Source organism: Sulfitobacter pacificus (assembly GCF_030159975.1).
In the GTDB taxonomy this organism is placed as follows: Bacteria; Pseudomonadota; Alphaproteobacteria; order Rhodobacterales; family Rhodobacteraceae; genus Sulfitobacter; species Sulfitobacter pacificus.
This window is the reverse complement of record NZ_BSNL01000001.1, coordinates 3,122,296-3,145,640: the sequence shown is the minus strand read 5'-3', so window position 1 is coordinate 3,145,640 and position 23,345 is coordinate 3,122,296. Positions and strand designations below refer to the sequence as shown.

Annotated in this window: 23 protein-coding genes; 16 read left to right on the top strand and 7 right to left on the bottom strand. The window is 56.8% G+C overall.

The window, feature by feature from the left end; translation table 11 throughout:
- Positions 1 to 13 precede the first annotated feature (13 nt).
- Together QQL78_RS15810 and QQL78_RS15805 are read right to left on the bottom strand one after the other, a co-directional pair.
- Positions 14 to 1,423, bottom strand: a complete 1,410-nt coding sequence (locus tag QQL78_RS15810; RefSeq protein WP_284374773.1) for a COG4223 family protein — start codon at positions 1,421 to 1,423, stop codon at positions 14 to 16.
- Between the two features lie 71 nt (positions 1,424 to 1,494).
- Positions 1,495 to 2,199, bottom strand: a complete 705-nt coding sequence (locus QQL78_RS15805; RefSeq protein ID WP_284374772.1) for a uroporphyrinogen-III synthase — start codon at positions 2,197 to 2,199, stop codon at positions 1,495 to 1,497.
- Positions 2,200 to 2,273: 74 nt separating this feature from the next.
- On the opposite strand from QQL78_RS15805, the gene tsaD reads away from it, so the two are divergent.
- The 5 genes from tsaD to QQL78_RS15780 are packed head-to-tail and all read left to right on the top strand — an operon-like array spanning position 2,274 to position 5,455.
- The gene (tsaD, locus tag QQL78_RS15800) at positions 2,274 to 3,365 is read left to right on the top strand and encodes a tRNA (adenosine(37)-N6)-threonylcarbamoyltransferase complex transferase subunit TsaD (RefSeq protein WP_284374771.1); all 1,092 of its coding nucleotides are present in this window, start codon (positions 2,274 to 2,276) and stop codon (positions 3,363 to 3,365) included.
- Complete coding sequence (locus QQL78_RS15795; protein WP_284374770.1) at positions 3,362 to 4,315, top strand: NAD(P)H-dependent glycerol-3-phosphate dehydrogenase; 954 nt, start codon at positions 3,362 to 3,364, stop codon at positions 4,313 to 4,315. Before tsaD ends, QQL78_RS15795 begins: the two co-directional genes overlap by 4 nt.
- A gap of 1 nt (position 4,316) precedes the next feature.
- Complete coding sequence (locus QQL78_RS15790; RefSeq protein ID WP_284374769.1) at positions 4,317 to 4,589, top strand: YciI family protein; 273 nt, start codon at positions 4,317 to 4,319, stop codon at positions 4,587 to 4,589.
- Positions 4,589 to 5,008: an EVE domain-containing protein gene (locus tag QQL78_RS15785; protein WP_284374768.1), complete on the top strand. Its 420-nt coding sequence runs from the start codon at positions 4,589 to 4,591 to the stop codon at positions 5,006 to 5,008. Before QQL78_RS15790 ends, QQL78_RS15785 begins: the two co-directional genes overlap by 1 nt.
- A 54-nt stretch (positions 5,009 to 5,062) precedes the next feature.
- Complete coding sequence (locus QQL78_RS15780) at positions 5,063 to 5,455, top strand: DUF1761 domain-containing protein (protein ID WP_284374767.1); 393 nt, start codon at positions 5,063 to 5,065, stop codon at positions 5,453 to 5,455.
- Between the two features lie 326 nt (positions 5,456 to 5,781).
- On the opposite strand, the gene QQL78_RS15775 is transcribed toward QQL78_RS15780, so the two are convergent.
- On the bottom strand, positions 5,782 to 6,123 hold the full coding sequence (locus tag QQL78_RS15775; protein ID WP_284374766.1) for a DUF2853 family protein: 342 nt from the start codon (positions 6,121 to 6,123) through the stop codon (positions 5,782 to 5,784).
- Between the two features lie 151 nt (positions 6,124 to 6,274).
- On the opposite strand from QQL78_RS15775, the gene QQL78_RS15770 reads away from it, so the two are divergent.
- Positions 6,275 to 6,874 (top strand): HD domain-containing protein, encoded by a 600-nt coding sequence (locus QQL78_RS15770; RefSeq protein WP_284374765.1) that lies wholly within the window; start codon positions 6,275 to 6,277, stop codon positions 6,872 to 6,874.
- An 80-nt stretch (positions 6,875 to 6,954) separates the two neighbouring features.
- Here the strand turns inward: QQL78_RS15770 and ahcY are convergent, their stop codons facing one another.
- Positions 6,955 to 8,343, bottom strand: a complete 1,389-nt coding sequence (gene ahcY, locus QQL78_RS15765; RefSeq protein WP_284374764.1) for an adenosylhomocysteinase — start codon at positions 8,341 to 8,343, stop codon at positions 6,955 to 6,957.
- 89 nt (positions 8,344 to 8,432) lie between these two features.
- Positions 8,433 to 8,735, bottom strand: a complete 303-nt coding sequence (locus QQL78_RS15760) for an S-adenosyl-L-homocysteine hydrolase (protein WP_284374763.1) — start codon at positions 8,733 to 8,735, stop codon at positions 8,433 to 8,435.
- 76 nt (positions 8,736 to 8,811) lie between these two features.
- Here QQL78_RS15760 and QQL78_RS15755 point away from each other — a divergent pair, with 76 nt between their 5' ends.
- A complete protein-coding gene (locus QQL78_RS15755) occupies positions 8,812 to 9,408 on the top strand; it encodes an HD domain-containing protein (protein ID WP_284374762.1) in 597 nt (198 codons plus the stop codon).
- Complete coding sequence (locus QQL78_RS15750) at positions 9,405 to 9,890, top strand: GNAT family N-acetyltransferase (RefSeq protein ID WP_284374761.1); 486 nt, start codon at positions 9,405 to 9,407, stop codon at positions 9,888 to 9,890. Before QQL78_RS15755 ends, QQL78_RS15750 begins: the two co-directional genes overlap by 4 nt.
- 78 nt (positions 9,891 to 9,968) lie before the next feature.
- On the opposite strand, the gene QQL78_RS15745 is transcribed toward QQL78_RS15750, so the two are convergent.
- Both QQL78_RS15745 and QQL78_RS15740 read right to left on the bottom strand, forming a co-directional pair.
- A complete protein-coding gene (locus QQL78_RS15745) occupies positions 9,969 to 10,514 on the bottom strand; it encodes an ActR/PrrA/RegA family redox response regulator transcription factor (RefSeq protein WP_284374760.1) in 546 nt (181 codons plus the stop codon).
- 82 nt (positions 10,515 to 10,596) lie between these two features.
- Positions 10,597 to 11,211 (bottom strand): SCO family protein, encoded by a 615-nt coding sequence (locus tag QQL78_RS15740; protein WP_284374759.1) that lies wholly within the window; start codon positions 11,209 to 11,211, stop codon positions 10,597 to 10,599.
- Between the two features lie 99 nt (positions 11,212 to 11,310).
- Between QQL78_RS15740 and regB the strand changes: the two genes are divergently transcribed.
- From regB to trxA, 8 genes are all read left to right on the top strand, one after another.
- A complete protein-coding gene (gene regB / locus QQL78_RS15735) occupies positions 11,311 to 12,696 on the top strand; it encodes a sensor histidine kinase RegB (RefSeq protein ID WP_284374758.1) in 1,386 nt (461 codons plus the stop codon).
- 138 nt (positions 12,697 to 12,834) lie between these two features.
- Complete coding sequence (locus QQL78_RS15730; protein WP_284374757.1) at positions 12,835 to 14,331, top strand: PAS-domain containing protein; 1,497 nt, start codon at positions 12,835 to 12,837, stop codon at positions 14,329 to 14,331.
- Between the two features lie 72 nt (positions 14,332 to 14,403).
- On the top strand, positions 14,404 to 14,877 hold the full coding sequence (gene tsaE, locus QQL78_RS15725) for a tRNA (adenosine(37)-N6)-threonylcarbamoyltransferase complex ATPase subunit type 1 TsaE (protein WP_284374756.1): 474 nt from the start codon (positions 14,404 to 14,406) through the stop codon (positions 14,875 to 14,877).
- Positions 14,865 to 15,884, top strand: coding sequence for an aminoglycoside phosphotransferase family protein (locus QQL78_RS15720; RefSeq protein WP_284374755.1), 1,020 nt, complete (start codon positions 14,865 to 14,867; stop codon positions 15,882 to 15,884). Before tsaE ends, QQL78_RS15720 begins: the two co-directional genes overlap by 13 nt.
- Positions 15,860 to 16,552 (top strand): nucleotidyltransferase family protein, encoded by a 693-nt coding sequence (locus QQL78_RS15715; protein WP_284374754.1) that lies wholly within the window; start codon positions 15,860 to 15,862, stop codon positions 16,550 to 16,552. The genes QQL78_RS15720 and QQL78_RS15715 overlap by 25 nt, the downstream gene beginning before the upstream one ends.
- Positions 16,545 to 19,508, top strand: a complete 2,964-nt coding sequence (addB, locus tag QQL78_RS15710) for a double-strand break repair protein AddB (protein WP_284374753.1) — start codon at positions 16,545 to 16,547, stop codon at positions 19,506 to 19,508. The genes QQL78_RS15715 and addB overlap by 8 nt, the downstream gene beginning before the upstream one ends.
- The gene (gene addA, locus QQL78_RS15705) at positions 19,505 to 22,885 is read left to right on the top strand and encodes a double-strand break repair helicase AddA (protein ID WP_284374752.1); all 3,381 of its coding nucleotides are present in this window, start codon (positions 19,505 to 19,507) and stop codon (positions 22,883 to 22,885) included. The genes addB and addA overlap by 4 nt, the downstream gene beginning before the upstream one ends.
- Before the next feature lie 35 nt (positions 22,886 to 22,920).
- A complete protein-coding gene (gene trxA, locus QQL78_RS15700) occupies positions 22,921 to 23,241 on the top strand; it encodes a thioredoxin (protein WP_284374751.1) in 321 nt (106 codons plus the stop codon).
- Positions 23,242 to 23,345 lie beyond the last annotated feature (104 nt).

Genomic DNA, 23,345 nt, shown 5'->3' with positions numbered 1-23,345 from the left:
AAATTCAACTTTCTCAGTTTGCCGTCAGGCGTTGGGACAGATCCTGCACCGCAGCTTCTGTTGCGGCGCGCGCGCGTGCAGATGCCAGCCAGTCGGCCATGGCGTCCTGCACCGGCGCGGGAAGCGTTTCGATTTCCGTCAACGCATCCGCCACGCGGCCATCGCGCACCGCGGCCTCTGCGCGTGACAGCACCGCGTCAGGGTCATCTCCTTCGCGCGGGGCCACGGACCTTGCACTCAACTGTCGTTTCAGAAACCCGCCAACGCCGGTTTCATTTTGCCCACCACCGGTGGTCCGGGCCACAGACAGGGCCGCGCGTGCCGTATCAGGGAAACTCGTCTGTAGCCGCAGCAATGGGACAATCCCCTCTGCATTCTCGCTCAAGGCAGCCGGAATATCCTCAACGCCGCTGGCGGTCAGATCTTGCAAGGCCGTTTCAAACCCGGCCCCACTGCCCAGCGCCACGGTAATCGTGCTCAATGCTCTTTCTGCCTGCGCCCTGCGCGCCGCATCTGCGGTAGCTTCCTCAACGCTTTGCGCGTTTTCCAACAGCCGTGAAATCTCGTTCTGCTGCGCCTCAACAGAGGCCTGAAGGGCCGCAAGGCCCTCTTCAAGCTCCGGCGAAGGACCCGCAGGTGCCACCGTTGAGGCAGGGCGGTTTTCCAGCTCTGCCAGACGCGCCTCAAGGGCGGTGACCCCATCGGAAAGGGCGGCGATGCTGCTTTTAATGGCGTTCAATTCCGGCAGTTCCACAGGAGTCGCATCCGGGACTTCAGCATTTTCAAGCGTCGCAATCCGCGCCGCCTGCGCGTTCAGCGCCTCTGTAACACTGTCGTTTTCACCGCGAAGGTTAAAAACATCCATCTCCGCCGCAAAGAACCCGATGCCGCCCGCAACCAATCCCCCAAACACCAGCGACCAGAACACGCTGCCTTTTGGCTCTTGCACATCTTGCTGCGGGGACGCGGCGGGCGTCTGTTCTTTCACCGGCTGCGGTTTTTCAACGTTTTTAGCTGGCTCGGCGGGTTTGCTTTCCGCTTTGGCAGGTTCATCGGGCTTTTTCACGTCAACCGAGGGCCCTGTCTTTTGAGACGCTTCCGGTTTGGGTGTCTTTGGCACGGAGCTTGTCGTGGTCGCAGCGGCGGTTTTCACCGCCTCAGCGGCTTTCGCTGGCGTGGTGGCCACCTTATCCGACGTTACCTTGTCAGCCTTTGGCGCAGGCGCTTTTTTCGGGGTGCCAGTCTTTGGGATGCCAGTCTTTGCAGCAACTGTCTTCGCGGCGGTCGTCTTTGCACCATCGGTTTTCGCGGGTTGGCTCGACGGCGCTGCGGTTTTCGCTTTGCTGTCTGCCGTGCCGCCTAGATCTTTCGGTGCACCCGATGTGCTTTTGCTGCTCGGGGTCGGTTTTTTTGCTTTCGCCACACTGCATACCCTTCTGATTCTGGCTCGCACCAGATGAACTCTGATACCTTAGCCGCCAACACTATCCCGCTTCAAGGTAACCTATCGTGGCATAAAAGCATTTCAACCAATCGGGCCATATCATCTCCGGTTGGTGCCTCTGCAATATGCATCGCTTTGACTGAACCGCTTTCAAAAACCTGCGCTACGGCGGGGCTGATCGCCGCTACAACAACGCGCCCCAGTTCAGGTGCCTGATCCACAAATTGCGCAGCTGTACGCGGGGAAAACAGGGGAACAACAACGGCGATTTCCCCCGAAAGCAGGTCTTTCGCCGCATCCGACAGCGGCAACAACCGTTGCTCATACAGGGGCACCACCTCCACCAAACTGCCGGTTTCGCCCAGGCGTGCGGCGATTTGTCCCCGCCGATGCACCCCCGCCAGATGCAGCAACCGTCCTTTGACTTTTGCGGCGCGCATGGATGCCACCAAAGCATCCGCCGTCTGCGCCACCAGTTTCACATCCCAACCGTTTGACCGCGCCGCTTCGGCTGTCTGCACACCAACGCAAAATGCGGCAATCTGTGATACGGCCGGCACGAATTCCACTGCCCGCGCAGAGGTGAAGATCACAGCGTCAACCTGCGTCAGATCAGCGGTTTCTCCCGTCGAAACAATCTCTAACAAAGGGGAAAAGCAGGTAGTCACACTCTGCATGGCACAGTCAGACAGCCGCGCGACAAACCGCGCGGCACTGTCATCCGGCCGCGTCAAAAGCAGCGCGCGCTTATACATTTGAGGTCCAAGCATTGTTTGCCATCCCCTGTGGTGATACCTGCGGGATACCCCCCTTGCAACGGAAAGCCGCCATGCCAACCGCACTTACAGTTCTGGGATTGGAAAGCAGCTGCGACGATACCGCAGCCGCTGTTGTACATCTGCCCGCCTCGGGCCGCGCAACGGTGCTCTCTTCTGTTGTAGACGGACAGGTCGACCTGCATGCCGCCTTTGGTGGTGTCGTGCCAGAGATCGCCGCCCGCGCCCATGCAGAGAAACTGGATTTCTGTGTAGAACAGGCTCTAACACAGGCCAAAACAACCTTGGCGGAGATTGATTTGATCGCCGTCACCGCAGGTCCCGGCCTGATTGGTGGTGTGGTGTCCGGCGTGATGTGCGCCAAGGGCCTGTCCCTTGCCACGGGTAAACCGCTGTTCGGTGTGAACCATCTTGCCGGTCATGCCCTAACGCCGCGCCTGACCGATGATGTGCCCTACCCCTATCTGATGTTGCTGGTCTCTGGCGGGCATTGCCAGTTCCTGATGGTCCATGGGCCGGTTGACTTCAAACGCCTGGGCGGGACAATCGACGACGCCCCGGGCGAGGCGTTTGACAAGGTCGCCCGCCTGATCAGCCTGCCCCAACCCGGCGGCCCCTCGATCGAAACCGCAGCCAAATCCGGTGACCCCAAACGCTTTGCCCTGCCCCGCCCGCTGTTGGATCGTCCCGGCTGCGACATGTCTTTCTCCGGGTTAAAAACCGCTGTGCTGCGCGCCCGTGATGCTGTGGTTGCCGACAAGGGCGGGCTGACTCCGCAGGATCAGGCCGACCTTGCCGCTGGCTTTCAAGCGGCCGTGGTTGACGTGCTTGCAGAAAAGACCCGCCGCGCATTGGCAACCTACCCTGATGGTGCCTCCCGTACCCTGTGCGTTGCTGGTGGCGTTGCTGCAAATCAGGCCATTCGCGCCGAGTTAGAGACTGTTTCAGCTGAATTTGAGACAAGCTTTATCGCCCCACCCCTTGCCCTTTGCACCGATAATGCCGCCATGATCGCCTATGCCGGTGCAGAGCAATCGCGCCATCGCCCATATGACGACCTGACCCTGTCCGCCCGTCCGCGCTGGCCCTTGGATACCTCACAGCCCGGCATGTTGGGCAGTGGCAAAAAGGGGGCCAAAGCGTGAGCGTCGCGGTTCTGGGCGCAGGGGCCTTTGGCACGGCGCTGGCAATTTCACTGTCTCGAAACGGTCCCGTCACCCTTTGGGCGCGTGACGCAGGCGACATGGCCAAGCAGCGTGAAAATACTGCGCGGCTGGCGGGCTGCCCTTTCCCCGATGCGCTGTTCGTAACGGATGATCTGGCATATGCCACCACCGCCGACACTCTGTTGATCGCTGTGCCTACCCAGAAACTGCGCGGGTTTCTCAATGCCAATGCAACAGCACTGGCCGGAAAATCTCTTGTGGCCTGTTGCAAGGGCATCGAAATCTCCACCGGCACCGGCCCGGTTTCCGTCATCGCTGACGTGATCCCAACCGCCGTGCCCGCCATTCTGACCGGTCCCAGCTTTGCACGTGACATTGCACGGGGGCTGCCAACCGCCCTTACCCTTGCCTGCACCGATGATGAGATCGGAAAACACCTTCAGCAGAGACTAAGCACGGCAAATCTGCGGCTCTATCGCACCACCGACACCAGCGGCGCCGAACTGGGCGGCGCGTTGAAAAACGTCATCGCAATTGCCTGTGGCACCGCGATGGGGGCTGGTCTGGGTGAAAGCGCACGTGCCGCATTGATGACACGTGGCTTTGCCGAGATGCAGCGACTGGCTGCCCATTTGCGCGCTGACCCGCAAACCCTGGCTGGCCTGTCCGGTTTTGGCGATCTGACCCTGACCTGTACATCCCAGCAGTCGCGCAACTACAGTCTTGGCATGTCTATGGGCCAGGGCACCCCATTTGACCCAAGCACCACCGTCGAAGGGGCCGCCACCGCGCAGGCTGTGCATCAGTTGGCACAGGACAACGCACTTGATCTGCCGATCACTGCAGCCGTTGCAGGCTTGCTTGAGAACAGGCTAGATGTAGCAACCGCAATGCGTGGCCTCTTGGCGCGCCCGTTAAAGGAAGAATGAAATGCTTGTCTGTTTGATGGCCCATGACAAATCCGGTGCCCTACCGGTGCGCAAGGAAAACCGCGAGGCGCATCTTGCCTATATTGAATCCACCGGATGCGTGACCCTCGCCGGGCCGATGAAAGACACTCAGGGCGAAATGTGCGGCTCCATGATCGTGCTGGATGTGCCTGATCTTGCTGCCGCTGAAAGCTGGGCCGCAAATGACCCCTACGCAAAAGCCGGATTGTTCCAGAGCGTGACCCTGCGCGAATGGGTCAAGGTGGTGGGATAATGGCCTATTGGCTGTTCAAATCAGAGCCTAACACATGGGGTTGGGACGATCAGCTGGCCAAAGGCGAAGCTGGCGAGGAATGGGATGGCGTGCGCAACTATCAGGCCCGCAATTTCATGCGCGAGATGAAAATCGGCGATCTGGGGTTCTTTTATCATTCGATGAAAGAGAAATCCGTGGTCGGCATCGTCAAGGTCATTGCAGAGGCACATCCTGACAGCACAACCGATGATCCCCGTTGGGAATGCGTCGATATTCAGGCCGTGCGCCCCTTTGTCAAACCCGTCACGCTGGATCAGATCAAAGCCGAGGAACGGCTTGCCGATATGGTCCTTGTGCGCAACTCCCGCCTGTCAGTTCAACCTGTCACCGATGCTGAATGGCAGTTGGTTTGCACCATGGGCCAGACGAAACCATAGCCAAATGCGCCAAGCCTGCGCATACTACCCCGTACACAAATGTCGGAGGTTGATATGGAACTTGTAGCAGTCATCGTCGCCGCAGCGGCCGGGTTTGGGTTTGGGGCCATCTGGTATATGATGCTTGCCAAACCATGGGTTGCAGCGACCGGTATTCAGGTCGATGCAGATGGAAAGCCCGTGGATAAATCACCGTTGCCCTTCATCATGGCCGCTGTTGCGATGGTTCTTGTCGCCGGCATGATGCGCCACACATTTGCCCTGTCGCAAATTGATACTGCCGGCAAAGGGCTGATTTCCGGTCTGGGCATCGGCCTGTTTTTCATCAGCCCTTGGATCATGATCAACAATGGCTATGGTGGCCGACCTTTCCGGCTGACCCTGATTGACGGCGGCTATGCAACATTCGGCTGCGCGCTTATGGGTCTGGTCCTGACCCTGTTCTAAGGCGCTCCACCTTTACCTGAAGCAGCAAACGTCGCTTTTCGCGTTCGATCAAAGAGAGAGGCCGCGAACAAGCGGTTTATGTTTAAGAAGGGGCGATCTAGAAGCGCGGAAAAAAGGGTTCCGGCATGATCACCAGAACCCTTTCTCACCCCGCGTGCTCCACTACCCACACACGTATCGAAATATGTTCTGGCCATCCTAGCCGTTGAACAATGTCTAGCAAAACGCCCGGTCTAAGCCAAGCAATTGATATCTAAATTACTTTTCAAATGCTAAACGCCCGCTGTCTAAACCGCGGGCGCATTAGCTGTTCTTCGGTATGGGCCTTAGCCGTAGACGGCTTCTTTACCCAGCTGTTTTGTCAGCATGTAATAAACAACAGCGCGGTATTTATTGCGCTCTGATTTGCCATAAGTCTCAATCGCCTTGTTGATCTCTTCCATCAGGTTCGGACCATCGGGCAGGCCGAGCTTCTTGATCAGGAAATTGTTTTTGACGGTCTCAAGCTCGCTTGCCTGACCGGCGGCAACAGTCTGGGCATCTGCATTATAGATCGACGGGCCACAGCCAATCGTCACCTTCGTCAAAAGATCCATATCCGGCGTAATGCCGCATTTGTTCTTCAGATCGTCCGCATATTTTGCGATCCACTCATCCCGTTTGCCCATAAATTTCTCCCAACTTTGGTTACATGATCGGCCATTCCGGCCTTAAAACCGACACTATTCGTTAATTTTGCAGGGACAAAGGGGAAATTGCCCTGTTGCTCCCCCTCGCAAAACCAACCACGATCACAACATGCAAAATCGGAGGATGCGCATGGCACAGAACGTCAGCTTTACTCAGATGAAGGACGGCACCAAGGCCGATTATGAACTCTTGGCAAACTCGGAACACGCCTATGTTGCATTGACCGCGGACCGTGTGCTCGACGAATTACGCCGCCAGGGTCAGGCCTCAATCGAAGGGTACAAGATCACCCGTTTGGATCACGGTCTGCAAGCGGCAACACGGGCACAGCGGGATGGGGCTGATATTGATTGGATCGTTGGCGCATTATTGCACGATATTGGCGACGGGCTTGCCCCGCAGAACCACGACCGTTTCTCGGCCGAAGTGATCCGCCCCTATGTGCGTTGGGATGTGGCATGGGTGGTCGAACACCATGGTATTTTCCAGATGATCTATTATGCACACCACTACGGCTGGGATGAAAACGCCCGCGATAAATTCAGGGATCACCCCTGTTTCGACAGCTGTGCGGCGTTTTGCGAACGCTGGGATCAGGCGTCTTTTGATCCGGCATATGAGACTGAAACGCTTGCACATTTCGAACCAATGCTGCGCGAGGTCTTTGCGCGCAAAGCCTATGACAGCGCCGTGATCCGCGAAGGGTTTGTATCCCCCCTTACCAGTTGATCCCACTACGAAAAACGCCGGAACACATAAATGCTCCGGCGTTTCAAATTCCTCAAACGGCGTAATCGCCGCTACGAAACCTAGTAACGGTAGTGCTCCGGCTTGAACGGACCTTCCGGTGTAACGCCAATATAGGCCGCCTGTTCCGCATTCAGCGTGGACAGTTTCACACCGATCCGGTCCAGATGCAGGCGGGCAACCTTTTCATCCAGATGCTTGGGCAGAATATAAACCTCGTTCTTGTACTCATCGCCCTTGGTCCACAGCTCGATCTGCGCCAACACCTGATTGGTGAAAGATGCGGACATCACAAACGACGGGTGGCCCGTCGCATTGCCAAGGTTCAACAAACGCCCCTCGGACAGCAGGATCAACCGGTTGCCATTCGGCATCTCGATCATATCCACCTGTTCCTTGATGTTGGTCCATTTGTGGTTCTTCAGGCTGGCCACCTGAATTTCATTGTCGAAGTGGCCGATGTTGCCAACAATCGCCATGTCCTTCATCTCGCGCATATGCTCGATGCGGATCACATCCTTATTGCCAGTGGTGGTCACGAAAATATCCGCCGTGGCAACCACATCTTCAAGCGTTGTCACCTGAAAACCGTCCATCGCCGCTTGCAGCGCGCAGATCGGATCAACTTCGGTCACGATCACACGCGCGCCCGCACCGACCAGTGACGCCGCACAGCCTTTACCAACGTCACCATAGCCCATGACAACGGCAACCTTGCCTGCCATCATCGTGTCAGTGGCGCGACGGATGCCATCCACCAGCGATTCCTTACAACCGTATTTATTGTCAAACTTCGACTTGGTGACGGAATCGTTCACGTTGATTGCGGGGAACGGCAGCTGGCCATCGCGCACCAGTTCATAAAGACGGTGAACACCTGTTGTTGTCTCTTCGGAAACACCGACAATCTGGTCGCGCATCTTGGTAAACCAACCGGGGCTGGCCGCCATCCGCTTTTTGATCTGCGCCTTGATGGCTTCCTCTTCTTCAGAGGTCGGCACCGCGATCACATCTTCGCCCGCCTCGGCGCGCGCGCCCAGCAGGACGTACAGTGTCGCATCACCACCATCGTCCAAGATCAGGTTCGGACCTTCGGGGAACATGAACGAACGATCAAGATAATCCCAATGCTCTGTCAGGCTCTGGCCTTTGATCGCAAAAACAGGTGTGCCACCTTCGGCAATCGCCGCCGCTGCGTGGTCCTGCGTCGAAAAGATGTTGCAGGAGGCCCAGCGCACATCGGCACCCAGCTCAACCAGCGTTTCAATCAATACCGCAGTCTGGATCGTCATGTGCAGTGATCCGACAATACGCGCACCTTTCAACGGTTTGCTCTCGCCGTATTCAGTGCGCAGCGCCATCAGGCCCGGCATTTCTGTTTCTGCGATATCCAGTTCCTTGCGCCCGTAAGCTGCAAGGCTGATGTCTTTCACGATATAGTCGTCTGCCATTTGGGCACCTCGGTCAAAGTTGTTTGACCGCCGCCTAACAGTTTTGGCGCAATCTCTCAACAGATCAGATATCACGCCCCTGTAAGCGGTTAATCCCGCAGTTCAGCCAAAAGCTGATCCTCATTCGTGCCCATCATCCAATCGTCGCCCTGTGCAACCACACAGGTGTTACCATCGGAAAAGCTTTTGATCATCGTCCAGGTGCCGGTTTCCTTTGAAACCCACAGCTGTTCGCGCGCATCCGACTTCGGCTCAACCGGTGTTTCGCCATACCAATCGGTCAGCGCTGCTTTCATCTCGCCTGTCGCCATGCATACCGGCTCATCAGCAGCGGCAGAGGTTGCAATCGTTGTCCCCAGAACAAGTGTAAGGGTCGAAATAAACAGTTTCATCGGTCTCTCCTTCATGAGAAAAACATGGCAAGCAAAGAATAGTTCCAATAATTCTAATGACGTAGGGGCAGGCCGCATGGCGCAACAACCCAGAGCATGGCAGCGGATGTTATCAGGGCGCAGGCTGGACCTGCTGGACCCCACGCCAGTGGATATCGAAATCGAAGACATCGCACATGGTCTGGCCTTTGTTGCGCGTTGGAACGGGCAGACCAACGGGGACTATGCCTATTCCGTCGCCGAACATTCGCTGCTGGTCGAAACGATCTTTGGCCGCATCAACCCCAAGGCCCCTACAAAATGGCGCTTGGCCGCCTTGCTGCATGATGCGCCTGAATATGTGATCGGCGATATGATCTCGCCGGTGAAAGCTGCCGTTGGCCCCGGATATGGTGCATTGGATGACCGGCTGACTGCGGCCATTCACCTGCGCTTTGGCCTGCCCGCCAGCATTCCGGTTTCGGTCAAGAAACAGATTAAAAAGGCCGATAAGGTCAGCGCCTGGATGGAAGCGGTGCAGATTGCCGGTTTCTCTGAAACCGAGGCATCCAAATTCTTTGGCACCCCGGATTCCACCCTGATGGACGGGCTGTCGATCATGCTGCGCCCACCCGTCGAGACACGCAATGCCTTCACAGATCGGCATCACGCTTTGTTAAAGGACATGACATGATCAAAGTAAGACGGGCCGTCAACTTCGATGCCGCCAATATGGCAGATCTGCTGAACGAGATTATCGCAGAGGGCGGCACCACCGCGTTGACGCGGCCAGTGACAGGTGCGGATCTGATCGAACGGATGGCATTCGCGCCAGAGCGCAGCGCATGGCATGTTGCCGTCGATGCCAAGGAGAACATTGTCGGCTTCCAATGGATCAATCCAAAAGACGATCTGCCGCAGGGCGCCGTTGATATCGCAACCTTCGTGCAAATCGGACAAACCGGGCTGGGCATCGGATCGGCCCTGTTCGAGGCGACCAAACAAGCCGCCAAGGCTTTGGGTTATATCTGGATCAACGCCAACATTCGCGCCGATAACGAGGGCGGGTTGATTTATTACCAAAGCCGCGGATTTCAGGATTATGGCGTGATCGAAGGGTTTGAGATGGCCAATGGCGATCTCGTCGACAAGCGCCTCAAGCGTTACGATCTATAGCTGATAAGCGATGCACCGCCCGGTGCATGGGGGGTGTACAGGGGGTGCGCGCATGGCACCCCCTTTTTTGGCGCTGTTTCAGCGCGGTGACCGTTTCGCCAATATCCGCTGCAATGTCCGTCGATGCATGCTCAACCGACGCGCGGTTTCCGATACATTGCGATCACATAATTCATAGACCCGCTGAATGTGTTCCCAGCGCACGCGGTCCGCACTCATCGGGTTTTCAGGGGGTGGCGGCATGTCGTCGCCAGTCGCGAGCAGCGCATTGGTGATGTCATTGGCATCCGCCGGTTTAGACAGGTAATCCGTAGCGCCAATCTTGACCGCAGCCACCGCCGTTGCAATCGCGCCATAGCCGGTCAGCACAACCACACGTGCATCCGCCCGCCGCTCGCGCAGCACCTCAACCACATCCAATCCATTGCCATCACCAAGGCGCAGGTCAATCACCGCAAAGGCCGGCGGGCGGGCCGTTGCAATGGCCCGGCCACCCGCAACACTGTCAGCTGTCTCGACCTCAAAACCACGTTTTTCCATGGCCTTGGCAAGGCGGCGCAGGAAGGGTTCGTCATCATCCACCAGCAGCAGCGTTTTGTCAGGTCCGATATCAATCTGGTCCATGTTCACTTCCTTGCGCTCAAGTCCGTTTCACTTGCGATACCATATGGACCTTGGCGCAAATCCGTCAATTTAAGAAGCCCCCCTACGTGCTTTTATCCAAAAAGCACCCAATCTGTTCGGCCATTGCTTCCGGCGGGGTTTCGCGTCGGAAGTATTGTACAAAACCCTCTTCAGGTAGAACGAGATAGCTAAAAGTGGAATGATCAACAAGGTATTCGTCATCCACCGCAGGATGCGCTTTGTAATAGGTCTTATAAGCTTGGCTGGCTGCCTTGATCTGTTCTGATGTACCCGTCAGACCAACCATGCGCGGATGCATCACTTCGGCAAATTCACCAACGACTTGTGGCGTATCACGGGCCGGATCAATGGTGATGAAAACCGGTGTTACCACCTTGCCGCGCTCCTCCAATATTTCGATGGCAGAGGCGTTGCGATCCACATCCATCGGACAAACATCAGGGCAGAAGGTATAGCCAAAATAGATCAGCGAAGGTTCGGTTAGCACCTCGGCATCGGTCACCGTCTTACCCTCTGCATTGACCAGCTCGAATGGCCCGCCCAGATCACCGGCAACCGCTGAGTCGCGGCACTGTGCAAACTTGTCGCCGCCGGTATTTTGTGACGTTATCCAAATCGTTCCCAACAGGAACGCGGCGGCAACGCCAACTGCGGATAATGTAATGGTACGGTTCATCTCGGCCTCCTGTGCCAATTGGCGCTCTTGATCGTCCTTTGGTGCAGACCTACGCTACAAAATCCCAGACGCAACGGCGAATAAACAAAAGGTGCGCAGATGACGCAGGCAACAATCCGCCCCCTGACAGGCAGGACCCGCGCGAACTGGATACGGTTGCGCACAATGATCGTGCTGCGCTGGGTTGCCATTGCAGGTCAGTTGATTGCGATCAACGTTGCCCAGCTGATCTATGGCATTCAGCTGGAACTGGGGCTGTGTTATCTGGCCGTTGGGGCATCGGTAATTGCCAACCTCGTCGCCACATTCATATTCCCTGAAAACAAACGCCTGTCAGAATTTGAAAACCTGTGGATGATCACATTTGATCTGCTACAAATTGCATTTCTGTTGTTCCTGACTGGCGGGCTGAACAACCCTTTCGCCTTGCTGTTGCTTGGGCCCGTAACCATTTCCGCAACTGCGCTCAGCCTGCGTTCCACACTGGTATTATGCACAACCGCAATTGTGCTGGTGACACTGTTGTCGATGTTTCATTTGCCACTGACGACGCTGGACGGTGACATCCTACGCATTCCGCGTCTGTTTATCTTTGGCCAATGGACCGCATTGGTCATCGCCATCGTTTTCACTAGTGCTTATTCACGCCGGGTCACCACCGAAGTGCATTCGATGGGCGACGCTTTGGCCGCCACCCAGATGGCATTGGCCCGTGAACAGAAACTGACCGATCTGGGCGGTGTTGTCGCCGCCGCCGCGCATGAGCTGGGCACACCTCTGGCGACGATCAAACTGACCTCGACCGAACTTTTGAACGATCTGAAAGACACCCCGGAACTGGCCGAAGATGCTGCTTTGATCCGGGATCAGGCTGACCGGTGCCGCGACATCCTGCGCAATATGGGCCGGGCCGGTAAGGATGATTTGCACATGCACCATGCCCCACTTGAGGCCGTGGTGCTTGAATCAGCAGAGCCACATATGGACCGGGGCAAAAAGGTAATCCTGACCCAGCTGCCCGAAGACAGACAGCGCAGAAACCAGCCCACAATCCCCCGCCAGCCAGAGATCATCCACGGGCTGCGCAACCTGATCCAGAACGCAGTTGATTTCGCCGGCAGCACAGTTTGGGTTGAAACCAATTGGTCCGAAACCAGTATTTCAATTCGCATCATGGATGATGGAACCGGGTTTCCGGCGCAGATTCTGGGGCGTATTGGCGATCCGTTTATGCGGGACAGGTCGCGGTCGCGTGTCTCCAGCGCCCGTCCAGAATATGAAGGAATGGGATTGGGCCTGTTCATCGCCAAAACCCTGTTAGAACGGTCCGGTGCCACACTAAGGTTCGCCAATGGAGGTGACAGAACCTCCGAGGCGACCAAAAAAGGTGCCGTTGTAGAAGTGTTCTGGCCACGTGCCAAATTGGAAACGGCACCTCAAAGCGAGGCGGAGCCGATGGGGCTGAACCAGAAAATAACGCCGTAAGGTGGCCTGCCCCAACCGGGAAAACCTAAACGAATGATCCGTTTGTACAGGAATGGTAGTCATCCATTAGGTTAATCAATAATTAACCAAGAAGAGCATAAGGTTAAGGTTGGCGTTCCGCCGCAATGAGGCACGCAAATGTTGGCTGTTTCCGAGCTCATTTTTGTCACGACCATTGCCGCGACCACCGCATTGATCGCGCGGTCTTTCCTAATTTCACCACCTTCCTCCGCGCCCTGCCTGCCTGATGTATCATCGGAACACCTGGCGCTCTTATTTGATGACGGCATCTTGCATCATGGCAATACCGATGCGCTGAAACACTTTGCTTTTGCCCCCGGCACGCATGTTTGGGACGATCTGCGCGATATTCTGATAGAGCGGTTTCCCGATTTTCCGGGGCTTCCCGAATCCGGTGCAGCCGGCAGCATAAGCATCCGTCCAAAAGACATAGGCGACAGGTCCGAAATTGAGATGAACTGGCGTGATGGGCTGTGTTGGGTTCACATATATGAACCCGTGGATGATGACCGTGCATCGGGTCGCATGACGCAAGATGCGGGGCCATCGGAACATTGCATCAGGACCATGCCACATCCCGCTTGGGAAACCGATGAACAGGGCAGGCTGGTCTGGAAAAACGACGCCTATAACAGGCTCGTCAGCGATATTGGGGCGGCTCAGAATGACACCTTATTTGCACTGGATCCAACCAAACAGAAGCAACGATGCTTGCTGATGGGGTCAGGTGATGAAAATGAGTGGTTTGAGGTTGAGACCCATGCGGTGGCGCGGGGCGGAATCCATCACGCCACCCCGGTTACTGCTTTGGTCCGGGCAGAAGAGGCGCAGCGCAGCTTTGTCCAAACCCTTGCCAAAACCTTTGCGCATCTTCCTATTGGCCTGGCCATTTTCGACAACCGCGGTCAACTGGGCATTTTTAATCCGGCCTTGGTTGACCTCTCCGGGTTACAGGCCAGTTTTCTTGCGACACACCCGACGATGTTGGGTTTCTTTGATGCGCTGCGCGAAAACCGCCGGATGCCGGAGCCGAAAAACTACCGGTCATGGCGACAGGACATTACCGATGTCATCGCCGCTGCATCAGACGGACAATATCACGAGACATGGTCGCTGGAAGATGGGCGGACCTATACCGTACAAAGCCGCCAGCATCCTGACGGAACAACCGCATTCCTGATCGAAGACATCAGTGCCGAGGTCACATTGTCGCGCAGTTACCGCGCCGAGGTAGAACAATTCGAGGCGCTTCTGGACAGTGTCGATGATGCGCTGGTTGTTTTCTCTGCCACTGGAGTTCTGACATTTTGCAATGCCGCATATCGCGGGATGTGGGGCCACGCCCCTGAGGCCAGTTTCGCCGATATGACACTCCATGATGCGCTTAAGCTATGGGCGCCAAGAGTGGCAAATGCAGCGGTCTTATCTGAACTGTCCCACTTTGGCACAACCATCGGATCGCGCCCTGATCAAAGCTGCACCCTTGATCTTGTTGGGGGGGAGAGGCTTTGCTGCAGGCTACGTGCGCTTTCGGGTGATGCGATGATGCTCAGGTTTTCTCATGTTGCAAAACCTGCCACGGCTGACACGGCTTCCATCACCACACCCGCTTAGGATCACCCACAGAAATGCCCACACCAACCGCTTTCGACTTGCGCAGGATTGGGCCGGTTGTCACCATGTGGCATGAACGAAAAAACTCATTTGATCGCGTCAGCCTCTGCTGACCAGACGGCAGAGCTTGCCGCGATGCTGGCACCCGCTTTGGCGGCTGGTGACGTGATTCTGCTTCAGGGGGATGTCGGCGCGGGCAAGACACATTTTGCACGTGCGCTGATCCAGTCGGTTCTGGGTATGGCCGAGGATGTGCCTTCTCCAACCTTTACGTTGGTTCAGACCTATCCCGCCCCGGTCTGCGATATCTGGCATGCTGATCTTTACCGGCTGACGTCGATTCAAGAGGTTGAGGAACTTGGCCTTGTGGGTGCCTTTGAAACCGATATCTGCCTTGTGGAATGGCCCGACAGGTTGGGGCAGCTGGCACCGGCGCATGCCTTGACCCTCGCGATCAGAACAAGCGCGACAGATGAGGCACGGATGATCAACGCCAGCTGGACGGACGTAAAATGGGACAACAAGGTCAGCCGATGGAACACTTGACGGCACGTGCCTTTGAGATTGCGCAATTCCTTGAACGTGCCGGATGGGATAAAGCGATGCGCAAGCCGGTCACCGGTGATGCCTCTGCGCGCAAATATGACAGGCTAAGCCTTGCGGATGGTACCACCGCCATCCTGATGGACTCACCGCCTGAAACAGGTGAGGACGTGCGCCCGTTTGTCGCCATTGCGGACCACTTGCGTGTGGTCGGATTAGCTGCACCGTTAATACTTCATCAAGATGCAGACGCCGGGTTGCTGTTGATCGAAGACTTTGGCGATGCCTTGTTTGCCGATTTGGTTGCCGATGATCCAGCGCGCGAGATCCCGCTGTATCAGGCGGCGGCGGATGTGTTGATTCACCTGCGAACAACGCCAAAACCGCAGCTACCTGTCTGCGATGCAACATGGCTGGTCGAAATGATCGCGCCCTTGTTTGAATGGTACGCACAGGATGCAGATGCCGCAGATCAGACCGCATTTACCATACAGTTTCGATCTTTTGCAGAGCGGGCGACGGCCGGCGATCAGGTACTGATCCTGCGTGACTACCACGCCCAAAACCTGTTGTTGTTACCCGATCGTACAGGGGTGGAGCAGGTGGGTCTGCTTGATTTCCAGGATGCTTTGCTTGGGCCAACGGCCTATGATCTTGTATCTATCCTGCAAGATGCCCGACGTGATGTCAGCGCCAAGGTCGAGGAGAGCATCATCACCTATATGCTGACGCAGACAAAAGAGGATGCGGCGCGCTTTAGAACCACCTATGCCATTCTTGGCCTGCAAAGGAACCTGCGCATTCTGGGCATCTTTGCCCGTCTTTGTCTGCGCGATGGCAAGGCACATTATGTCGATATGATCCCGCGCGTCTGGGGGTATGTGTGGCGCAATCTGGCGCACCCTGAACTGGAAGAACTTTCTGCCCTGCTGACGGCCCTGCTGCCCGAACCAACCCCGACCTTTCTGGAGCGCATGAAACGCCAATGCCCGCACAAACCTATCCCCTGATGCTGTTCGCCGCAGGCTTTGGCGCGCGGATGAAAGAACTGACAAAAAAGAAACCCAAGCCGATGATCGAGGTGGCGGGCAAACCGCTGATTGATCACGCACTGGACCTTGCCAAGGACGCCGGGGCGTCGCCCATTGTGGCCAACCTGCATTACAAGGCGGATATTCTGGACGCACATCTGCGCCCAAAGGGTGTGCATACGATTGTCGAGATGCCTGATATCCTTGAGACCGGGGGCGGGTTGCGCAATGCCTTGCCGCTATTGGGCGCTGGCCCGGTGATCACTCAGAACACCGATGCAATCTGGGCAGGGCCAAATCCCATCGAAATGCTGTGTAAAGCGTGGGACCCTGAAAAGATGGACGCGCTGTTGATTTGCGTTCCCACAGGTTCGGCCATTGGTCACGCGGGATCAGGCGATTTTATTCTGTCAGAAACTGGTAGAATCGAACGGGGCCCCGGCACGGTGTATGGCGGCATCCAGATCATGAAAACCAACCTGCTGCACAAGATCGCGGAGAATAAGTTTTCGCTTAATCTGGTGTGGAACAGGATGTTGGAAGATAAGCGCCTGTTCGGCCTGTCCTATCCGGGCAAATGGTGCGATGTGGGCCATCCCGATGGCATCACCCTTGCCGAAAACATGCTGGAAACAGCCAATGTTTGAGCCCTCCGAAAAGCCCCGCATTTTCGGCGTCAGCCCCGGTGTCGATTTTCCACAAGCCTTGATCGACGGGTTGCGTCACAAGTTGGCAGGCCAGCCGCCAGAAGCCATTGCACGGGTTGATCTGATTGTGAACACCCGACGCATGGCGCGGCGTCTGCGCGAGATTTTTGATGCAGGGCCTGCCGGTTTCCTGCCCAATATCCGGCTGCTTGGCGACCTTGAGACACTGGTCCCCGGCCTGACCCTGCCGCCCGCAACGCCTGCTTTGCGCCGACGACTGGAGTTAATCCAACTGGTTTCGCAGTTGATTGCAACCGATCCGACCATTGCGCCGCGCGCCTCGCTTTATGCCCTGTCGGACAGCCTTGCCTCCTTGATCGATGAAATGCAGGGCGAGGGGGTAAGCCCGGACGATATCGCAAAACTGGATGTTACGGATCAATCCGGCCATTGGGAACGCGCCAAGCAGTTTCTGGGCATCGCCACGAAATATCTGAACGGGATGGATGCAGCGCCCGACGCTCAGGCCCGCCAGCGCAAATTGACCCAGATGATTGTTGCCCATTGGCAGGAGCACCCGCCGCAAAACCCCGTTATCGTTGCAGGATCAACAGGGTCGCGCGGCACAACCTCCCTGCTGATGCAGGCAGTCGCCAGATTGCCGCAAGGGGCGTTGATCCTGCCAGGGTACGATTTTGCAATGCCCCTTTCGCAATGGCCGGTACTTAGCGGCAAGACCCCACCAGAAGATCACCCGCAATACCGTTTTCATGATCTAATGCAGCAGCTGAACATCGACCCGCCGATTGAAAGCTGGGCCCCCACGCCGCCGCCGTCTGCCGCGCGTAATGCGCTGATCTCGCTGTCGCTGCGGCCAGCACCGGTGACAGATACATGGTTAAGCGAGGGCCCGGATCTAAAGGATATTGATCTGGCCACGCAAAACATCACGCTGGTCGAGGCCGCCACACCACGTGAGGAGGCGCTTAGCATTGCGATGCGTCTGCGCAAAGCCGTTGAGGATGGGCAAAAGGCGGCCCTGATCACACCGGATCGGATGCTGACAAGACAGGTCACCGCCGCATTGGACCGCTGGAATATCCTGCCGGATGACAGCGCCGGCACGCCGCTGCACCTTTCCCCACCGGGCCGGTTTCTGCGCCATGTTTCCGCGCTTTTCCTGCGCAAACTGGATGCAGAGGCGCTGTTGGTTTTGCTGAAACACCCGCTGACCCACAGTGGCGAAGGGCGCAACCAACATCAGTTGAATACGCAACTTCTGGAAATGCGCATCCGGCGCGAAGGACTGCCTTATCCTGATGCTGAGGGGCTGATACGGGTCGGAACCCTGGCCGCAGGCAAGATCGAAAACCGCGAAAGCCATACCGCATTTATGGCGTGGATCGCATGGGTTGGCGAAACATTTTGTGGTCACCCGATTAGCTCCGAACAATCGCTGTCTGATTGGGTTGCTGCGCATCTTGCCTTGGCCGAGAGGATCGCAGCCGGTCAGCCCGGTGAGGACAAACACGAGCTTTGGCAGAAAAAGGCGGGTCGCAAGGCCCGCGAAACCGTTGATGCCTTGGCTGAACACGCGGAACATGGTGGCGAAATGTCAGCCGCGGATTACAACGATCTGGTCGGGGCGCTGCTTTCTGCCGAAGAAGTGCGCGACCGTGATGCGCCACATCCGGGCGTGATGATCTGGGGCACGCTTGAGGCCCGTGTGCAGGGCGCGGATCTGGTGATTATGGGCGGGCTGAACGATGGGGCATGGCCTGAAGCCCCTTCACCCGACCCGTGGCTGAACCGTAAGATGCGGCTTGATTCCGGTATGTTATTGCCGGAACGGCGTATTGGTCTTTCGGCGCATGACTATCAACAAGCTATTGCCGCGCCCGAAGTCTGGCTGACCCGCGCAATCCGTTCAGAGGAGGCGGAAACGGTGCCATCACGCTGGCTGAACCGGCTGGAAAACCTGTTGAACGGTCTGCCGGAGGGGCAGGGGAAAACCGCGTTGAAGGACATGCGCGAACGGGGGCAGTATTGGACCGGGCAGGTGCAGGCAATCGAGGCTTTTACCCGCGTTGATCCCGCACCGCGCCCATCACCACGCCCGCCGGTCAGTGCGCGACCACATGCCCTTTCCGTCACCGAAATCAAACGGCTGATCCGCGACCCCTATGCGATCTATGCCAAACACACCCTGCGCCTGCGTCCCATTGATCCGCTTGTGCAATCCCCGGACGCCCCGGTACGCGGTATCATCGTACATAAGATTATGGAATTGTTTATTAAATCAGTGCGTGAAGATCCCAGCCGCCTGACCCGAGACCATTTGATCGAGATTACGCGAGAGGTGTTGAGCAACGACGTGCCATGGCCCGCCGCACGGCTAATGTGGCAAGCGCGGGTTGAACGGATTGCTGATTGGTTTGTCAAAAATGAACAACACCGCCAAAGCTTTGCAACACCGATGCTGTTTGAAGAAGCCGCCAAAGGGGTGCATGAATTCAAGGATCTGGGTTTCAGGCTGAAAGGGTTTGCCGACCGGATCGACCGCACCGAATTTGGCGATGTGCTGATCTATGACTATAAGACCGGCAACCCGCCCAGCGCCAAGGAACAAAAGTTCTTTGACAAACAACTGTTGCTTGAGGCGGCGATGATCGAGGAAGGCGGGTTTGAAAACGTTGGTGTGGCCACAGTGGCAAATGCGGTCTTCATCGGGTTGGGCAGCAGCCCGAAAGAAGTGTCTGCTCCTTTGGACGATGAACCGCCAGCCACCGTTCTGGCCGGTTTGCATTCATTGATTGAAACCTATCTGTCAGCGCAGCAGGGGTTCACTGCGCGTCGCCTTGTCAAAACCGAAGACGCCGCAGGGGATTATGATCAGCTGGCACGATTTGGCGAATGGGACGGCACCACCCCTGCAACACCGGAGGATTTGGCATGACCCTTAACGATGCCACCCGCGCCCAGATCGAAGCGGCACGGCCGGATGCCTCTACATGGCTTGGCGCAAATGCGGGGTCGGGCAAAACGCGCGTTCTGACAGATCGGGTGGCGCGTTTGCTGCTGAATGGTGTCGAACCGCAACATATCCTATGCCTGACCTATACCAAGGCCGCCGCGTCAGAGATGCAGAACCGTTTGTTCAAACGATTGGGCGAATGGGCGATGCTGCGCGATGTTGAGCTACGCGAAGCCATGTCGGAACTGGGTGTCCAAGGGCAGCTGGACGCAGAGCAACTGCGCAAGGCGCGCACCCTGTTTGCCCTGGCGATTGAAACCCCCGGCGGGTTGAAGATCCAGACCATCCATTCCTTTTGTGCGTCACTGTTACGGCGCTTTCCGCTGGAAGCCGGGGTCAGCCCCCAGTTCACCGAAATCGAGGATCGCGCCGCCGACCTGCTGCGCGCTGATATCGTGGATGAAATGTCGGAAGGCGGCGAGGCCCATTTGATTAGCAATATCGCCCGTTTTTATACGGGCGAGGATTTTGGCAAATTGACCAGACGTATTGTCGGGATGCGGGACGGGTTTGAAACCCCTGTGACGCGCGGCGATGTCCTTGCCCATCTGGGTCAGCCTGCGGATCTGGACACGCAATCGGTTGAGGGTGGTGTTTTCCTTGGAGGTGAAGGTGAACTGCTCAGCGCGATCGTACCGCACTTGTTGGCCAAGGGCGGCAATGACGCGAAAGCCGGAGCGAAGTTGCAAGAGATCGACAGTGTGAGTTTGGCCATTCTGCCCTTGTTAGAGAGTTTTTTTCTGACCGGCAGCGGCGCAAAATCACCCTTTACGGCCAAGATTGGTAGCTTCCCAACCAAAGCCACCCAAGCGGTCCTTGGTGCCCTGATGGATCCGCTTGAAGCGCTTATGTTGCGGGTCGAAGACACACGAAATGCCCGGTTGTCGCTGATGGCGGCAGAAAAGGCAGAAGCACTGCATCAATTTGCGCAGGCATTCCTTGCGCGATACGCTGCGGCCAAACAACTGCGCGGTTGGCTGGACTTTGACGATCTGATCCTGCGCGCCCGCGCCTTGTTACAGGACGAGCGGGTCGCGGCATGGGTGCTGTACCGGATTGACGGCGGCATTGACCATATTCTGGTGGATGAGGCGCAGGATACCTCGCCACACCAATGGGACATCATCGAATTGCTGACCGATGAGTTTTACAGCGGGTCCGGCGCACGGGTCGACGTGGCGCGAACCCTGTTTGTGGTTGGCGACAAGAAGCAGTCGATCTATTCTTTTCAGGGTGCCGACCCGCTGGAGTTTGATCGCAAAAGCCTGACCTTCGAGGAAAAGATCAAAGCCGCCGGTCAGGTTTTCCAACACCGCAGTCTGGACTATTCCTTTCGGTCCTCCAGCGCCATTTTACGCTTTGTAGACACTATTTTTGATCCGACCCGCCAAGCGGATTTTGATCGTCAAAGCCAGCATATTGCGTTCAAGGATACCTTGCCCGGCCGCGTTGATCTTTGGCCCGTGGTGGCCAAGGCGGAGGCAGATGAGGACCGCCCGTGGACCGACCCCCTGGACCGGCGTTCCGAGCAGCATCACACGGTTATTCTGGCCGAACAGATTGCAGCACAGATCAAGGAACTGACCGATCCTGACAACCCGACATTTATCCCGGACGACGGGAAAGAGCGGGGCACCTTGATCAAACGTCCCGTGCGTGCCGGTGATTTTCTGATCCTTGTGCAACGGCGCTCTGCCCTGTTTGCTGAAATTATCCGTGCCTGCAAAGCTGCCGGTTTACCAATTGCCGGGGCGGATCGCCTTAAGGTCGGCGCGGAACTAGCGGTCAAGGATCTGGCCGCGCTGCTGTCCTTTCTTGCAACACCTGATGACAACCTGTCGCTCGCCACGGCGCTTAAGTCTCCGCTGTTTGGTTGGTCGGAACAGGACATTTACGATCTGGCTCATAAGCGGACGGTTTCCAGCCTGACGCAAGCGCTGCGTGATCGCAAGGAAGACTATGCTGAAACACTCAGCGTTTTGAATGACTTGCGCGGGCAGGTCGATTTTCTGCGGCCCTATGACCTGATCGAACGCATCCTAACCCGACATGGCGGGCGCGAAAAATTGCTGGCGCGATTGGGCCCGGAGGCTGAAGAAGGCATCAACGCGATGTTGACGCAGGCACTGGCCTATGAACGCAATGATATTCCCAGTCTGACAGGCTTCATCGAATGGATGCAGACCGACGACCTTGAAATCAAACGTCAGATTGACAGTGCCTCGAACCAGATCAGGGTGATGACGGTGCATGGTTCCAAAGGGCTGGAGGCACCGATTGTGATCCTCCCGGATACGGGGCGACGTGATATTGTAATCAAGGACGAGATTGTCGAACTGGAAGAAACGCCGGTCTGGAAACCCGCCACTGCCGACCTGCCGGAAGCGATGCGTGTGACCGTCGAGGATATGAAAGGCGCGCAATGTGCTGAACGGCTGCGGCTGTTGTACGTTGCGCTGACCCGGGCCGAGAAATGGCTGATGATCGCAGCAGCAGGGGATTTGTCCAAAGACCGTAGCGACTGGTATCAGATCGCCGAAGACGCAATGGATCACCTGAACGGCGTCGAGGTTGGCAGCAGCGGTATCAGACGGTTTGAAGAGGGCGATTGGGAGGGGCTTGACCAGCAGGTCGACCCGGAAGTCGCGGCTGAAATGCCCCAGTTAGAGCCTATTTTTGAACAACCCTATCCTATTCTCGCATTGGAAGACGTTGTTTTCTCGCCTTCTGATCTGGGTGGGAGAAAGGCGTTACCGGGGGTGTTGGGCGAGGAAAGCGAACAGGCAATGACCTATGGCACAATGGTGCATGAAATGCTGGAAGCCCTGCCCGGACTGGTTGAGCCTGCATTTTCAAACACCGCAAGATACCACACCCAAAAGGCCACCCCAGAGGAGGCCGAGCAGGCAATCAACGAAGTGCGGCGCGTGTTGGACAATCCTGCACTGGCCCCGGTCTTTGCCAATGATACGCTGACGGAGGTGCCGGTCACGGCCAGTGTGCGGGGCGAGCGCCTGCATGGGGTCATCGACCGTTTGATCATCAAACCAGACCGTATTTCACTGATCGATTACAAGACCAACCGCACGGTGCCTGACACACCTGAAACATGTCCCGACGGTATTTTGCGGCAAATGGGCGCTTACGCTGCGATGCTGGCGCAGATCTATCCTGATCGCCAGATCGACACGATCATCCTGTGGACAGCCACCGCATCATTGATGCCCCTGCCGCACGATCTTGTGACATCTGCACTTGCGGCCTCTCCCTACCTTGACGCCACGCATGCGCGTTCATAGGTTCGCCCTAACGCAATTCTCAGCAGGAGAGCCCCATGGCTACGCTCGCAGTTACCGACAACACATTCGATGCCGAAGTAAAGAATTCCGACATCCCCGTAGTGGTGGATTTCTGGGCGGAATGGTGCGGCCCCTGTAAGCAGATCGGCCCATCTTTGGAAGAGCTGTCCACGGAGATGGAAGGCAAGGTCAAGATCGTCAAAGTAAACGTAGACGAGAACCCGAATTCCCCCGCCCAAATGGGTGTGCGCGGCATTCCAGCGCTGTTTATCTTCAAAAACGGTGAAGTCGTTTCGAATATGGCCGGTGCCAAACCAAAGGCCGCACTGCAAAGCTGGATCGAAGAGTCCATCTAAGCTTTCTGTTTAGGTTCAAGACCACAAGGGCGTCCCATGCAGGGGCGCCCTTGTGCGTTTGTGCGCCGAGCGCCATATAACAAATCAAGAAAAAGGAGCCCCGC

Excerpts from the sequence above, each read along its gene's own strand:
- addA (WP_284374752.1), top strand. The coding sequence starts at position 19,505 with ATGACCCTTAACGATGCCACCCGCGCCCAGATCGAAGCGGCACGGCCG.
- QQL78_RS15760 (WP_284374763.1), bottom strand. The coding sequence starts at position 8,735 with ATGAAACTGTTTATTTCGACCCTTACACTTGTTCTGGGGACAACGATT.
- QQL78_RS15775 (WP_284374766.1), bottom strand. The coding sequence starts at position 6,123 with ATGGGCAAACGGGATGAGTGGATCGCAAAATATGCGGACGATCTGAAG.
- QQL78_RS15780 (WP_284374767.1), top strand. The coding sequence starts at position 5,063 with ATGGAACTTGTAGCAGTCATCGTCGCCGCAGCGGCCGGGTTTGGGTTT.
- trxA (WP_284374751.1), top strand. The coding sequence starts at position 22,921 with ATGGCTACGCTCGCAGTTACCGACAACACATTCGATGCCGAAGTAAAG.
- QQL78_RS15715 (WP_284374754.1), top strand. The coding sequence starts at position 15,860 with ATGCCCGCACAAACCTATCCCCTGATGCTGTTCGCCGCAGGCTTTGGC.
- regB (WP_284374758.1), top strand. The coding sequence starts at position 11,311 with ATGACGCAGGCAACAATCCGCCCCCTGACAGGCAGGACCCGCGCGAAC.
- QQL78_RS15770 (WP_284374765.1), top strand. The coding sequence starts at position 6,275 with ATGGCACAGAACGTCAGCTTTACTCAGATGAAGGACGGCACCAAGGCC.
- QQL78_RS15740 (WP_284374759.1), bottom strand. The coding sequence starts at position 11,211 with ATGAACCGTACCATTACATTATCCGCAGTTGGCGTTGCCGCCGCGTTC.
- QQL78_RS15745 (WP_284374760.1), bottom strand. The coding sequence starts at position 10,514 with ATGGACCAGATTGATATCGGACCTGACAAAACGCTGCTGCTGGTGGAT.
- QQL78_RS15805 (WP_284374772.1), bottom strand. The coding sequence starts at position 2,199 with ATGTATAAGCGCGCGCTGCTTTTGACGCGGCCGGATGACAGTGCCGCG.
- tsaD (WP_284374771.1), top strand. The coding sequence starts at position 2,274 with ATGCCAACCGCACTTACAGTTCTGGGATTGGAAAGCAGCTGCGACGAT.
- ahcY (WP_284374764.1), bottom strand. The coding sequence starts at position 8,343 with ATGGCAGACGACTATATCGTGAAAGACATCAGCCTTGCAGCTTACGGG.
- addB (WP_284374753.1), top strand. The coding sequence starts at position 16,545 with ATGTTTGAGCCCTCCGAAAAGCCCCGCATTTTCGGCGTCAGCCCCGGT.
- QQL78_RS15730 (WP_284374757.1), top strand. The coding sequence starts at position 12,835 with ATGTTGGCTGTTTCCGAGCTCATTTTTGTCACGACCATTGCCGCGACC.
- QQL78_RS15720 (WP_284374755.1), top strand. The coding sequence starts at position 14,865 with ATGGAACACTTGACGGCACGTGCCTTTGAGATTGCGCAATTCCTTGAA.
- QQL78_RS15785 (WP_284374768.1), top strand. The coding sequence starts at position 4,589 with ATGGCCTATTGGCTGTTCAAATCAGAGCCTAACACATGGGGTTGGGAC.
- QQL78_RS15790 (WP_284374769.1), top strand. The coding sequence starts at position 4,317 with ATGCTTGTCTGTTTGATGGCCCATGACAAATCCGGTGCCCTACCGGTG.
- QQL78_RS15755 (WP_284374762.1), top strand. The coding sequence starts at position 8,812 with ATGGCGCAACAACCCAGAGCATGGCAGCGGATGTTATCAGGGCGCAGG.
- tsaE (WP_284374756.1), top strand. The coding sequence starts at position 14,404 with ATGAACGAAAAAACTCATTTGATCGCGTCAGCCTCTGCTGACCAGACG.
- QQL78_RS15750 (WP_284374761.1), top strand. The coding sequence starts at position 9,405 with ATGATCAAAGTAAGACGGGCCGTCAACTTCGATGCCGCCAATATGGCA.